At 49.0% G+C, this 15,074-nt stretch carries 9 protein-coding genes and 1 pseudogene; all 10 read right to left on the bottom strand.

Translation table 11 applies throughout. From position 1 onward, the window contains the following. Positions 1–91: 91 nt before the first annotated feature. A complete protein-coding gene (locus T499_RS0107300) occupies positions 92–1,036 on the bottom strand; it encodes an alpha/beta hydrolase (RefSeq protein WP_033150408.1) in 945 nt (314 codons plus the stop codon). After that, positions 1,033–2,217: a glucuronyl esterase domain-containing protein gene (locus tag T499_RS0107295; protein WP_033150407.1), complete on the bottom strand. Its 1,185-nt coding sequence runs from the start codon at positions 2,215–2,217 to the stop codon at positions 1,033–1,035. Before T499_RS0107295 ends, T499_RS0107300 begins: the two co-directional genes overlap by 4 nt. 17 nt (positions 2,218–2,234) lie before the next feature. Next, positions 2,235–4,163, bottom strand: coding sequence for an alpha/beta hydrolase-fold protein (locus T499_RS14155; RefSeq protein WP_084162963.1), 1,929 nt, complete (start codon positions 4,161–4,163; stop codon positions 2,235–2,237). Positions 4,164–4,182: 19 nt separating this feature from the next. Further along, positions 4,183–6,330: a glycoside hydrolase family 31 protein gene (locus tag T499_RS0107285; RefSeq protein ID WP_033150406.1), complete on the bottom strand. Its 2,148-nt coding sequence runs from the start codon at positions 6,328–6,330 to the stop codon at positions 4,183–4,185. Positions 6,331–6,339: 9 nt separating this feature from the next. Next, positions 6,340–7,665, bottom strand: a complete 1,326-nt coding sequence (locus T499_RS14460; protein ID WP_084163012.1) for a family 43 glycosylhydrolase — start codon at positions 7,663–7,665, stop codon at positions 6,340–6,342. Between the two features lie 81 nt (positions 7,666–7,746). Continuing rightward, positions 7,747–8,997 (bottom strand): annotated as a pseudogene (locus tag T499_RS0107275) (glycoside hydrolase family 43 protein); the annotation flags it as partial. A gap of 224 nt (positions 8,998–9,221) precedes the next feature. Further along, on the bottom strand, positions 9,222–10,670 hold the full coding sequence (locus T499_RS0107270) for a TolB family protein (RefSeq protein WP_033150405.1): 1,449 nt from the start codon (positions 10,668–10,670) through the stop codon (positions 9,222–9,224). 11 nt (positions 10,671–10,681) lie between these two features. Continuing rightward, positions 10,682–11,905, bottom strand: coding sequence for a DUF6057 family protein (locus T499_RS0107265; protein WP_157054551.1), 1,224 nt, complete (start codon positions 11,903–11,905; stop codon positions 10,682–10,684). A 9-nt stretch (positions 11,906–11,914) separates the two neighbouring features. After that, on the bottom strand, positions 11,915–13,399 hold the full coding sequence (locus tag T499_RS0107260) for a TolB family protein (RefSeq protein WP_033150403.1): 1,485 nt from the start codon (positions 13,397–13,399) through the stop codon (positions 11,915–11,917). Further along, on the bottom strand, positions 13,383–15,041 hold the full coding sequence (locus T499_RS0107255; RefSeq protein WP_232221074.1) for a DUF6057 family protein: 1,659 nt from the start codon (positions 15,039–15,041) through the stop codon (positions 13,383–13,385). The genes T499_RS0107260 and T499_RS0107255 overlap by 17 nt, the downstream gene beginning before the upstream one ends. Positions 15,042–15,074: the final 33 nt, after the last annotated feature.

Raw genomic sequence — 15,074 nt, 5'->3', positions numbered from 1 at the left:
ACTTTTCGCTAGTCGAAAAGTAGCTTATCACCCAACAAGAAGTAGCTTTTCGCATGGCGAAAAGCTACTTCTTGTTATAAGAATAGTCATATTACAGGAGAGCCTTCAGGAAATTCACCATTTTCTGAAGGTTTTCTTCTACATACATGGCTGGACCACCATGACTACCTTCGGGAACGAAGGTGGCTTCGGTCTTTACACCAGCAGCCTTCAACGTCTCGAAGAAAGCCTTTCCCTGGCAGCAGGGCACAACGTTATCCTTCTCACCGTGGAAGATGATGATAGGAGGATCGTTCTTATCCACATAGGTATTGGCACTCAGACTGAGATACTTATCTGGTTCCTTGGCCAACTTAGAATTCAACAGCACGTCCTCAGGACTATTCTCGCCCATCTTCATCGACTCACCACAGTCCATAGCAGTCAGGTCGATAGGTCCCGACCAGTCGCAAGCAGCATTAACAGCACTGCTCTCGTTCAGATAGTTACCTACGTTACCCTCCAGGTCGATATCAACTGTACCCACCTTTGTCTGCTTGGTACCGCTGGTGGTCGCAGCTGTAGAAGCCAGATGACCACCTGATGAGAAGCCGCTGGTAGCGATAAACTTGGTATCAAACTTATACTTCTTAGCCTCACCACGTACAAAACGGATGACGGCACGAATATCGTGAATCTGAGCAGGCCACTTGGCATCCATGCTCGAACGGTGGTTGGGACAAACCACTGCAAAACCGGCATCCAACAGACTCTTCACGATGGTACCCAAATCAGCCATACCCTTACTGCTGTTACTGAACCAGGCACTGCCATAGATATGAATCACCACAGGATAGGATGCCTGCTCCTTCTTAGGGAGATAGATATCACAGGTGTGATAAGCCTGGTCGTCGCCAGCATAGTTCACATCCTTCCATTCCTGCGAGGTTTCCAGCTTCACCTGAGGTGCCTGAAAACCTCCGAATCCGCCTGCTGGCTGAGCTATGGCCACAGCCGAGAGGCAACACATACATACTGATAATATAGTCTTCTTCATTTGATTAATGTTTTAGAATAAACGCGAATATCACTCGTTTTAGTATCTTTGCCTAACAAAAATTTATCTATAAAGGCCAGCACCTCGGGCCATTGGCACTCAGGCAACTGACAGTGGCCGTGACCACCTACGATGCTCCAACCCATACGATCGGCAATACCGAAACGCTCCCATACCTTCTTGGCTGCCTTGGCTGATACCAACATGGCATCATCGGCCAACCACTTGTAATCGGGATTGCCCAACAGCAACAGGGCGCGTGGGCACACCAATGCACACAGCTCGTGCTGGTCGTAAGGCAGCTGATACACACTGTCGCCATGGAAGTTAGTGAGCTGACTCTCCAAGAACCAGTGATAGTCGGTCTTATCCAGATTCTCTACGCTGTCCTGCAGATGCGAGTAGCGCCAGGCAGCAGCACCGCCACCACCAGGCTCCTGAGCGATGGTGAGTGCCACACGCTCATCAAAGGCACCGCAATAGAGTGCCATCTTACCAGCATACGAGCAGCCCGTAACGCCGATATGCTTGGTGTCAATCTTGGTAATCTCAGGACCTAACAGTTCCAGTCCATCTATCAAACGACTGAAGCCCCAAGCCCATTCGCTGTAGGCTCCGTTGTCCTTCAAGTCGGGATAGAGACGGTCGAAGTTGTGCTCACCACGCTCATGGTGCTTGCCCCACTGTCCGTAGTCGTTCACCTGCTTCTCGTGGAAGTTCATGGTGGCAATGGGACGGTCCTCGAACAACTGGCGTGGCAGCGCAATCATGCTCGAGCCAATCATCAGGGGATAAGGCGCCTTGCCCGTTTTGGGATATCTGATTTCAGAGGTCAGAGTGAGTGTCTGTCCATTCACGGTCACATCCACAATGAGGGTGTCGCCACTCATGCGGGCCTTGATATTCTCTTTCTTCACAGCCGGCTTCTCGCCAATGCCGTAATGCTGTATCAGGGCAGCTATCTCACTGCGGCGACGCGCCCAGTCGCTGAAACCATTCATGCCTTTCAGTGGGTCGGGCAGGTCCTTGATGACCGGCAACTGACTGGCCTCGGGCATGGCAGGCTTAGCAAAAGCAGCACCTGTGTTTTCTACTTGATAACGCAAAGGAAGTTGGCCACCCTGCTGCGCCTGAGCGCAGAGGGCAGCACAACACAGTACAATAGTTGATATAAGTCTCATAGTTCTTTTCTCTTGATTTACATACCGAAGCCGCCGCCAAAGCCACCGCCTCCATTAAAGCCGCCACCGCCAAAGCCGCCCATAGCGGGGAACTCAGGATCGGGCTGCTTCTTAATTTCGAGCAACAGTTTTACTAAGGCTCTGCGACGCAAGCTCCATGTAGGATAATCGTTGGCGTCCAGCTTATTCATCTTAAAGCCAGGCATCTGCATACCACCCTGCTGCTGACTTAGATCCTGAGCGCTCACGGTGATCATACAGGGCTTGGCATTGCCATCGGCAATCAAACGGTCGGTAATGGCATCGGCACCACCTACCTTAAACCAGCTTTCTACCGATTCACCCTCAACAGGAATCAACTGAATAAAGGCAGGCATCACGCCCATACGCATATTGCCAGAGATATAGAAAGCGGTATTACGCTCCAAGTCGTAGCTGACACGACCGTGGTCTATCTCACCTTGCGAGGCGAAGTTGAATGGCGACTTAGGATTGTCGGCCACACTGTACTTAAAGCCGGCATCGGGCGAGATATACATGTTGCTGGGGTCAGTAACCTGCATGCTGTCAACCACAAAGCAATACTTAAAGGTCTCAAACAGATACTCGTTCAGCCTCACGCTCCACACGCCGTCGCTGTCGCGCTCCATAGCCACATTCTCGGGCAGCATCTCGCACTCCAACTCTACCTTCTTAGCTTCAGGAGCCTTGAAACGGAAGATGATACCATCCTCTGTGTACTCTGGCGAAATGATAGGACGTGGGAAGAGTCGTGCCATCACACCAGCGGTAAACTGCTGTTCCTTACCGGTCTTAGCAGGAGCTGGCTCACCGTTAGCCATGGCTGCTTCGGCAGCTTTCTTATTGAAGAGCAGTGGCAAGGTCTTGGTCAGGAAATACTTGGCGTTCATCCAGGTATGACCGAACTTATCGTTGGTAAACTCCTTCACACTGCGGATACCCTTGGTGTCGAGGAACTCCATATAGTCGCGGGCATTGCCATACAGGAAGTCGTCGGTACCAACGCCCAACCAGAACAGGCGAATCTTCTTATTTGTATCCTCAGCATTATCGTAAACACCAGCAATATCGGTTGATGTAAACGAACTGTAGCTGCACAGATACGAGAACTTATCCAGGTTGCTCAAGCCATTGAACAAAGCCTGGTTTCCACCACGCGAGAAACCACCGATGGCACGATGATCCTTATTGTTGATGGTACGGTAGTTTTTCTCGATATAAGGCATCAGGTCGTTGATCAGGTCCTTACTGAACACGTCGCCACCAAAACGGGTTTGTGGAGCACCGTTAGCAGCAGGCGCTGCCAACAGTTTGGTGGGATTACCATAAGGCAGCACGATAATCATCTCCTTGGCAGCCTTCTGTGCCAGCAGATTGTCGAGGATATAGTTCACACGACCCACCTTATAATAAACCTCTTCGGTATCAGTAGTACCACTAATCAGATAGAATACAGGGTATTTCTTATCACGACTCATCATGTAGTTGGGTGGCAGATACACGATGGCGGTATTGGTGCCGCCCAGACTCTTAGAGTAATAATGGATATACTCCATGGTGCCATGGGGCACATTCTTGATGTCGTGGGGCAATCCGTCTTTCGATTTGATCTCCAACAGACTGTTCTTAAAGCCCTCGTTGGGGAAGTACTGTGGGTTGTCGGGGTCCATAATGCTCACACCGTCAACCACGAAGCAATAGGGATACATGTCGGGGGCAGCCGGACCCAGCGTTACGGTCCATAAGCCTGTCTTGGCATCTTTCTGCATGGCTTTACGCCCTGCAAACTGCACATCAACCAGCACCTCTTTGGCCTGGTCGTTCTTATACTGGAATGTTACCGTACCATCAGCATTGGTGATGGTGCCGGCCTTTGCCTGCATAGCGCAGGCCATGAGTAGAGTTAATAATAGTTTTTTGCTCATAAGTTTAAAGTTTATGTAATTATTCTATAGAATATCCAACTCTGACAAACACAGGGATATAGGCCTTAGTTACTGGCGTTTCAACATACTGTCCGCCATCGTAGTATTTTCCTGTATGATAGTCGGTCCAACCGCCAGGATGCTTGGGCAGATAGGTGCGCCATGTGGTCACACCTGGCTCGGTAACCGGACTGATGAGCAGTGCCGGACCAAACATGTATTCATACTTTTGCTTCAGAGCCTCGGCATCATGTGCGAAGTCGAACACCAATGGGCGCATCAGTGTACTACCCTGTTCAGAGACAGCCTTGGCGCAACGCTTGATATAAGGCAGAAGCTGATAGCGCTCTTTCAGACAGTTAGCAATGATTGTCTGCGCCTCCTGACCATAGTTCCAGGGTTCGGTATTACTCATATAACCATGCACACGCATCAGTGGCAGATAAACAGCGGTCTCTATCCAGCGCAGCATACGCTCGATATAGGCACTGTCGGTATATTGATTCTGCGGACGGAAGAAGCCGCCGGCATCGTAGGTCCACCAGGGGATACCAGCAGCCTGCATGCCAAGACCTGCTGTAATCTGGCGGCGGAAAGTCTCCCAATCGTTACCCACATCACCACTCCACATGGCCGAGCCATAGCGCTGGATACCAGCAAAACCGCAACGGGTGAGTATCATCGGTTCCTTACCAGCAGCCACAAGACCTTCATACACCGTCTTGTTCACCAGTAGCGGATAGACATTACGCACCTGTTCACCATTCCATCGACCGTTGTTCACCTTACGGCCCAACAGGTCGTCGTTCTCAGGTTCGGTAGCATCCTGCCACCAGGCATCGATACCCAAAGGCAACAGGCGCTCTTTGAAGTTCTTCCAATAGGCAGCGGCAGCCTCAGGATTAAAAAAGTCAATCCAATCAGTTTCAGGGATATAATAGTTGGCGGCTAGCATCTGCTGACCCACTTCAGAGTTCTTGTCGATCTTCGACCACACACTCAGCATCAGTTTCATGCCCATCTGGTGCAGACTGTCGGTCAGCGCCTTGGGATCGGGATAGAACGCCTCATCGAAACGCATCGAGTTCCAACCGTATTTGCCCCAATACTGCCAGTCCTGAACCAGCATACTCACGGGCAGGTTCTCGCTACGGAAGCGGTTGGCGGTCTGCAGAATCTCATCCGACGAGTGGAAACGCTCGCGACAGTGGATATACCCCAAAGCCCACTCTGGCATCTGAGGGCACTCACCGGTCAGCTCGCGATAGGTCGCAATAATCTCATCAGGCGAACCCACAAACACCGTATAGTCCACACCATCGGCTACTGGCGAACTAAACACGGTCTCGTCTTTCACCTTATTATAATATACGACAGGCTGATCAATCTTGGTCAGTTCAGCCGACAGCTGGTGACGACCTTTGGTCAGATGTACTATCTTAGAGGCCGTAGGTGGCAGCCATACGTTCTGCATCTCTATCACCTGCTCGCCATCTATGGTCAGGTTATGGCGGCGCGCCATCTTCTGCCCTACATCGAGCAGCAGCGCATAATCGCCGGTTTCATCAATATCAATCGTGGCCTCGAAGATGTGGCGCTCGCGAACCTCACGCTTGCCACCTTCGGTAGAGGTGACATCCACCACCTCACGCTCACCGGCTCCTGCACGCTTCGTTAGTTTCACACTGTGGCTGCATGGGTTAAAGTCGGTCAGGCCGTAGTTATTCCACAGCACGCCATAGCCCTTACTCGAAATCAGCATGGGGATGCTGATCTGGGTGTTTACCTGCGTGAGTCGGCGCGACAGTCCACGCACATTGCTGTAGCCATCCTGGAACTGTCCCAGACCGAAGAGATATTCATCCTTAGGCGAGTCGAAAGTCAGCGTAGCCTCGCTACCCGCCAACTGATGGTCAGTAGCTTTAAATACAGCTTTACCTGTTTTATCTTTCACCGTCAAGGTGCGACCATCCACCTCGGCAGTAATATCAGCTTGTTTCAGTTCATCGTGACTCACATACAACCAGTCGGGCAAATCACTCTTCGTAGCCGGATTGGCGTATCTCACTCTCACGGCATTCTTAGCCACATAAGTGACAGAAAGGTTCTGCGCAGTGGCCGACACTGCCACTACACAGAACAGAATAGTTGATATTAGTTTCTTCATTATCGTTATTTATTTTTTTAACTGCCACCAATCCAGACGAACATCACCTGATGCTTTGTCGAAACATATATAAAGATCATGCACACCAGCAGCATTCTTCACTTTGCCACCGAATGAGCGATATTTCTCAACGCCACCGGTCTTACCGATGGTGACGGTACCTACCACAGGACCGTCGGCACTATCTAATCGCAGACAGATGGTGCAACCACCAGTAGCGGCTGCGGTGATATTAAACTGCTTGGCACCCTTACCGAAGTCAACACCACGCAGTTTGATATACTCGCCATCATTAATATCAAAGATATACATATTCTTCTTTCCCGTTGAGGTAGGCATATCTGCTACCACACCGGTATTCTCGATACCCATCTTGGCACTCTTCAGTCCGAAGCCCCAAGCCATGGTCTCAGCCTCTACACGCTGGTAGGGGTTCAGCCAGTGCAACTGCTTCATGGGCTGCTGGTCCAACCAATAAGGAATCTCCTGGATGGTGCCATCGCCATTATAGGTAATCTCCTGAGCCGACACACTGCGACGCTCATGGTGCACAAAAGTCTCCAAGTGCATCAGGTCGTAGTTCTGACCGAACACATACGAATGTCCCTTGAAATCGCAGATACCGGGATGGTTACCACGGTCGCGCTGGGTGGGTTTCATAATATACCCCTTCCACTCCCAAGGTCCGGTGGGACTGTCACTCATGGCATAGCCCAAAGCCTCAGGACAACAAGTAGAAGCAAAGCCCAGATAGTATTTTCCGTTCCGCTTATAGAACCAAGGTCCCTCCTGATAGTTAGGAATATGTGGCAACTTGGTGACACTGCTCGTCACAGATGTCATATCCTCACCCAACTTAGCCCAGAAGGTATGTGGGTTTCCCCAGTACATATAAGCCTGACCATCGTCGTCGGTATAAACTGATGGGTCGATATCATACCAGTTACTCTGATCCCAAACCAATGGCTTGCCGAGTGGGTCTTTAAATGGTCCGTAAGGCGAATCGGCCACCAGTACACCGATACCATGACCATGCAGAGGGGCATACAGGTAATACTTACCATTACGCTCTACGGTCTGGATAGCCCAGCCACCGTTCTCGCGACTGCGCCAAGCGAAGTCTTTCAACGAAGCCACTGCACCATGCTCGGTCCAGTTCACCATATCGGTAGTGCTCCACAACAGCCAGTCGTACATAAAGAAACCAGCAGAGCTCTTCTCGTTTACATCGGGGATATCCTCTGGCGATGCATCATGCGAGGTATAGAGGAACAGGGTATCACCTACTACCAGTGGCGATGGGTCGGCAGTATATTTGGTTTGGAACAAAGGCATGTTCACCTGCTCCAGTCCACGCATCTCCCACCAGTCGAAGTTAAACAATTTTGGTCCCTTACGACCTTTGAACACCAGATAAACGTCGGCTGTAGCAGGCAGGTTCAAACCCGAAATGGTTCGGGTTGGTGCATCGATATCGGTGATGGTAGAGTAATCCAGATCAACGGTAATGGTCTGCCACTTCTCCCAGCCACCTGTACCAGGCACGTTCAGGGTGCCCAAACATCTGCCACCGATACTGTCGAGATGAATCTCAATTCTGCCACCACGCAAACCACTGGCCACACGGGCTGTGAACGTACGTGGATACTTGTGGGCAAAGGCCACATTCTGAAGTTTGATATAGTCGCCATTGTGGATGTCACTGACATAAACCCCTACCTCATCATTTTGCTCGGTCTTCACGCCTTTCGAGAAAGCCATCGTCTCGGCCTCAACCTTACGATAAGGGTTAAACGTGCCAACAGGCTTCACACCGGCATCAGTAGGCAGAATCTTGGGAAAACTGCCATCCGCATTGTACTTAAACTCCTCAACAGCTACACTACGACCGAAACCGCCACCATTTGGCAGTTTACCTGTATGGTAGAAGAAATAGCTATGACCTTTATAATCGGCCACACCACAGTGGTTGGTAAACGAGTTGGTATCGCACAGCGGCATAATCTCGCCAGCATATTTCCAAGGACCCAGAGGCGATGGAGCCGTACTATAGGAGATATGCTCAGGCACGCCGCCAGCAGCATACAACAACTGATATGTACCATTGCGCTTGGTTAACCAAGGACCTTCAACATACGAATCTTTATAGGTCTTGCCCTTCTCGCGCTCCTTCATCATCGGACCGCCAAAAGCCTCTTCGGTCATAGGCAGCTTTCCCAGTTCACCTTCGTACGAAATCATATCACGGTTCAGCTTCAGGTAGTAGCACTGTGGATTACCCCACATCAGCCAAGCCTGCCCATCGTCATCAATCATCACGGTTGGATCGATATGATCCCAGCTGCCATTCTCAAACAAAGGTTTTCCAAGTGCATCCTTAAACGGACCTGTAGGACTATCGCTCACAGCCACACCAATGGCCATACCATTCGAAATCTTTGAATGAGCACAGATATACCAGTAGAATTTTCCGTCACGTTCGATAGTCTGTCCGGCCCAAGCACGGTCATCGGCCCACGAGAAAGTCTCCAAGGCCAATGGCGAACCATGGTCCTGCCAGTTCACCATATCCTGAGTTGAATATACACGCCACTCCTGCATCCAAAAGAAGTCGGCGCCATCTTCGTCATGACCAGTATAAACATACATTGTTCCGTTATGTACCATCGGTGCAGGGTCGCTGGTACACCAAGTCTGTACGAAGGGGTTCTGTGCCTTCGCACCTGTAGCTAGCAACATGAGTGCTGCTATGGCTGCTGATTTATTAATCATTCTTTCTCGCTTATTAGTTTACTGCTGCAAAGGTAGCACAAAATAACGATATTAGATTTCCTATATGTATCATTTACTTTGTGAAACGTAACAGATAACTTAAAGCAAGATAGATATCATCAGAAGCGCTCTATTTTCCTACCCATTTCGCGAGCATTCGTTTTAACTGGTACAGATGTAAAATCGGGGGTGTTATACGAATACATTAAGCGCTGATAATACTCCTTAGGATTTTGTTGTGGAAGCAGGAACGGCTTGGTGGCCTTCCCGTGTTCATCAACAGACGAGAAATAAAGACGTGTGTACAAACCATCCTCACGACGACTGGTAAACAGGAACCAACGACTATTACGCGTCCAGTTATGCAAACTCTCCGAACGTATGCTATTCACCTCGTTCAATGGTCTGTTTACTCCCGTCTCAAGATCAAGCATATATAAATCTGCTTCCGGATGCCAAACCGAGAAGTAACCATAATCCAACTGCGTGTACATCAAGTACTTTCCATCATACGAAGGGCGAGGCCAAGTCACGCTTTTACCCGTTACACCAGCATTTACCAACGTATCCACCTCGGTACCAATCTTGCCCGATTTCTCATCAAATGCCACTCTACAAAGACTATACTTTACCTGATCATAGCCTTTGGGATAGTTGCCACATCTGGCAGTTGTAAAATACAACCACTTACCATCAGGCGAGAAAGCAGGTGTATTCTCTGCCCAACCAGTCGTCATAATCAGGGTATCCTTGATAACCTCATGCTTCTCCATATCGTAAACAAACACACCCGATGAGGTATCAAACACCTCAATACGTTTGTTGTTGCCAGTATGAAACATCTGTGCTGTTTTATTAGTTGAAAAGGCACAATAGCGACCACTCGGATGCCAGTAGGGATAGACCATTGTACCTCCCAGACTGTCGTTACGCGCTTTGAGGAGTACATCCTTTCCGTGTTGATGTACCACTGTAGCACCATGCTCACCTCTCACATGGAACACATACTGCTCAGGATTCGTACGATTCTGGGTATGACAGTTCATGCATTGTCCATGCACTTGCGAATTCTCCAGCATCGACGTTTCTGTAAAGTCAGAGAGACAACGCTGATACAGCCCCATATGACCATAGAGCGCATAACTGGGCGCAATACGGCGATAGGTAATGCCCCATTCGTCAAGCGGATTCGGACTAACCTCGATAGAAAAGTCGCGATACTGATACCAGTTCCCCTCTCTGCATGCCATCACCGACACCAACAAACGACTTCCCTTGTTAGCCTTCAATAACTGATGCCACTCATCTACGTCAAAATCAGCATAGGTCCCCTCCGCATGTATAGAACCACCCTTCTCGCCTTTCACATCTACATAGACATCTGTAAAGTCATCATCAGTCATTGAGAAATTCAGCGGTGCGATATCCACAGGTATCGTTACACCGATATAATCCGGATATATATCAGGCTGCTGGTTCACCATCTGCACATGATCAGGGTGCAGACTACATGCCGACACGAGAAATGACAGCAGTGTTATCAAAGCCCATTTGTTTATCTTCTTCATATCACCTTCATCTAAAAGAAATTCACATCAACTGTCTGACCATAGATATCCTGTAACGGGCCATAGAATGGCACCCTTTTAATTGTTTCAGGATGCGCAGCCAACTCTCTCATCTGTTTTGCCCAGTTACGATAGAACAAGGTAGATTCCAACAAAGAGATGTATTTCAACGCTACCTCATATTGCCCCGTAATCAGAGCTGTTTCCACCAGTCGCGACAGTTCACGACCACTCATATTATAATTCGAAGTACTCTCCAGCACCTCGAAGGCAGCACGTTGCGATATGTTCGGGAAACCCATGTGAAGATATACATCGCTCATCATCATGGCCGCCATACCACTGGTCAGCACCTCGTAAGTATGCAACAGATTCTCCTTCAACTCATCACCGGAAATCTGCTTCAGGTAATACTTGGCCAAACGTACCACGTTTTTACAAGCTAACGACTGCGGTTCCTGCTCGTTCGACCTCCTGACAATCTCGTTCCAGTCTTTCATACGCAAAAGACGATCATACACCATCTCCTCATCGGTGCCATACTTGCCACGCTGAATCATCTGGTAATCCAAGCCCTTGAATATATTCTCCAAAGAATACGGCACGAAATACGAACTGAAGATGATACAGGCCAGCAACAGCAGGCCCATACCCGAAGTCTGTGCTACAACAGCTATTCTTTCGCGAGGGATAGAAAGCATTCTGAGATGATATAAAGGCAATAACACGATGATAGGACCTGCCAGCCAATAGCCTATTGGCACGAGCAGACATGAAACGATGAAAGCAGGCATCTTCCGATGGGGCAATAGCAATATCAGCACCAATGTAAACAGAAGACCTACAGGCAGAGTCATTGAGAAGTCCAGGTCGCATAACAGGTAACACAGCACGACCGAAGGCAAGAAAGATACGGGGAAAAGAATCTTTTCACTGACAGCAGGCAGAACTCGTTTCAGCAGCACACCGAAAAGCTGTTGAATAGCAACCAGCAAGATAGCAGACAGCAAGGCTCCCAGCGTCACGAATCGAAAGAACTGTACCAGGAACTCTCCAACATAGCGCGCCATGCCACCAGGAAAAGCCAACCGCTCCATCAGATAATCATCCTGATAGAGGAACAGCTGAAACGACTCACGCGCCAATACCACTTCAGGCCGCACATACCCCCAGAAACAGAACACAGCTATACCAAATAGGGCTGTCAGATATAGTTTCCAATTCTTTTTCATCATTTCGTTTGGTTATCTTATTGTTACCTGTTGTCGCTTGCCATCAAACACCTGTCTGTGAACCTCATGTACATCCAGACTTACTGGTGACTTGGTGAAATCGGGCACATTATACGAGTCGAACAATTCACCGTAGTATTTCTTGGGATTACGCTGTGGCAACAAGAACGGCTTGGTAACACGGCCTTTATCATCTATAGATGCCAGGTAAAGTTGGGCATACTCGCCATTCTCGCGTTTCGACGAGAACACAAACCATCCACTGTTTGAGCTCCAGTTATGAAAGCTCTCCGTCTTACGACTGTTTACCTCCTTCAACTCACGCATCTCACCAGTTTTCAAGTCCATCAGCCATAAGTCGGCATCATTCTGGAACACCGGGAAATTGCTATGATCAGTCACACAGAACATCAGCCAGCGTCCATCGTAAGAAGGACGAACCAACGTATAACTCTTACCGGTAGCCGCTGTATTTACCAGTGTATCAACCTCGTTACCGAAAGTGCCCGTCTTCTCATCAAAGGCAATTCGGCAGATACTACACTTCACCTTCTCGTACTCTGCAGGCAGATTGCATGGTTTCGAAGTGCTGTAATACAGATACTTACCATCGGGCGAGAATGCGGGGAATATCTCCTGATCCTCCGTCTGTAACAATGGCGAGAGTATCAGTTGATTGGTCTGAGTATCTAAGAGAATCAGATCGCTAAAGCGGTGATAAGCCTCGATACGTTTCTCGGTACCCACATGGAAATTCTGATGCACCGAATTCACGGCGTAAGCACAATAACGCCCCGACGGATGCCAGTAGGCATAGCTGCCAGCAGCCTTGGTAGAATCGGTACGGGTGTTCAGCCATTGCTGGTTGCCATTCTTCTGCACCAGGGTGCCACCACCTTCGCCACGGAACTGCATGGTAAGCGCAGAAGGATCGGTCTGGTTAGCTGTATGACAGTTTATGCAGTGGCCGTAAACTGCACTCACCTTCAGAATGGCAGTCTCGTCGAAACTGTGCAAATCACGCTGATAGATACCGATGTTAGCGCCACCCACCTCATAACCAGGTGGAATTCTACGATAAGTCAGGCCATAATCCTCTAAGGGCAGTTTGCTCACATACACCTTGAAATCATCATACTGTGTCCACTGGTCATCATGCTCCACACAAACAGTAAATAGCAACTCACCACCTGCATTCTGTTGGGTCAGCTGTTGCCAAGCTTCAATATCAAAATCAGCCCATTCACCTTGTACATGCAGTTCGCCTCCCTTGGAGCCACGCACCGTTACATCCAACAGGTCAACATCTCCACCCACGAAATTAAAATCCAAGGGAGCAATACCCGCTGGGATAGTCACCCCTACATAATCGGGATAGACAGCAGGCACCTGATGCACACGAGTTGCATGCTCCACCTGATGGCGACAGCCCTCCAGCATGACCAGACAGAAGATCGCTGTCAAGACAATAGAAATATGATTAATGAGCTGTTTCATACACTTGATTGTTTTGTTGTTGCTGTGCTTTCGCTAACATTCTACTGATAAAGGCGGCATACGGCGAACCTGGCACATTACCCTGGCGCTGGATACAGTTCAAGGCATCTTGATAACCACGAGGCATCTGCATATAGCCTCCACACTGCTCTACCCATGGCAATGCCTGCTGGAAGGTGGGCGCATCGCCGTTCAACAGGACCTGCGCCACGAAATAATCCAACGCCATGGTGTTCGATCTGTTTCCATTAAACAAGCTACCCAGCATCGAAGCCATCTCCGGGTAGTAGAACAGGAAATCCTGCTTCTGTCGATACTGTCGCAACTTTCCCCAAACAGGATGGGCATTAATCCCAGCCTCATCGCCCAGATATTGCTCTGCCTCTTCTGCCCAGTTCTTATAAAACAGACTGTTCTTCAGGAGCGCCAGATGTTTCCTGGCCAAATCGTATTTCCCGTTGATAATATAGCACTCAGCGATACGCTGGGTAAAACGTCCGCTCTTTCTGCCATTATTAATCGACTCCTGCATATCAAACATATACCGTTGTGCAGAATTAACCATACCCAAACGATAGAAAGCCTCGGCAGCTGGTATATTCGAGAATGGATCGCGTACCATATTCATTAACAAGGCATCGATACCGCTCTGGTAAAAGTCGAACATTCTATCAGCCAACTGGCGACGTTCTGCCAATGCCAGATTCACGCTGTTAGACCAGAATGCCGTTTCCACCGTTTTCTGTTCGGCCCGTTTGATGATGTCGTCCCAATGTTCGTTTCTGATTTGATAGTCTTGCCATACCAACTCGTAGCGCTCATCGGCATAACCACGTGTCACAGCCAGCCAACCTAACACCACAACGGCAATCGCCTGAACAGGCCACTTTAATACCTTATTTATATATAGTCGGTCAGCCAACACACATAACAGCACGGATAGTGGCACTATCCATAGCAGGGGAACCACCGATGGACTACGATAATAGCCCATAGAACACATCACCGAGTGTAAGGGTAACTGCTCCAGCAACGTATGCCACAACACCAGTTGTATGGCCAACAACCATAATGGCAGCCAGATAAAGCGCTTGTAATCCACCACAATGCGTAATGCTACATACAGCCAAGCCATCGGACCAATCAGCCAATATACCAATGGTGTCAGAACCATTTCCTTGCAGATATCCAACCAACGATTAGCAACACCAATCTTAGCCATCGCCAGAGAAGCCATAATAGCGATAGGAAACGAAAGAAGCACATCCAGATCGCCCATCGCCCAAAAGAGCAAAATAGCAGGAATCAAACTCAGCAGAAAAGACTCTGCTTTTAACCAGCTTGCCACCATCCGCTGATAGCCGATAAAAAGCAAAGCCAGAATCATTGCCCCCAACCACAGCAGGTAATAAAACTGCACCAGACATGTTTCGAGCCATTCAGCAGCCCCTCCTGGATGCCCCAAACATCCTAACAGATAGTCAGGCGTCCACAAAAACAGTTGGTATTGCTCTGCGTAAGAAAGTGCATGCGGCAGATATCCTCCCCAAAACAAAAAGATCAAAGCGCCAAGAAAAACTGACAAAATCCAATTCTTTTTGGCAGCCGTCTGGAGATATCTATTGATGTATTCAGGCTTCATAAATCTGATCTTTCAAAAAACCCTGCAAAATTA

Origin of the sequence: Prevotella sp. RM4, assembly GCF_000701965.1 — a bacterium.
Lineage (GTDB): Bacteria > Bacteroidota > Bacteroidia > Bacteroidales > Bacteroidaceae > Prevotella > Prevotella ruminicola.
The sequence above is the reverse complement of the archived record's forward strand: the minus strand, read 5'-3'. Positions and strand labels throughout refer to the sequence as shown.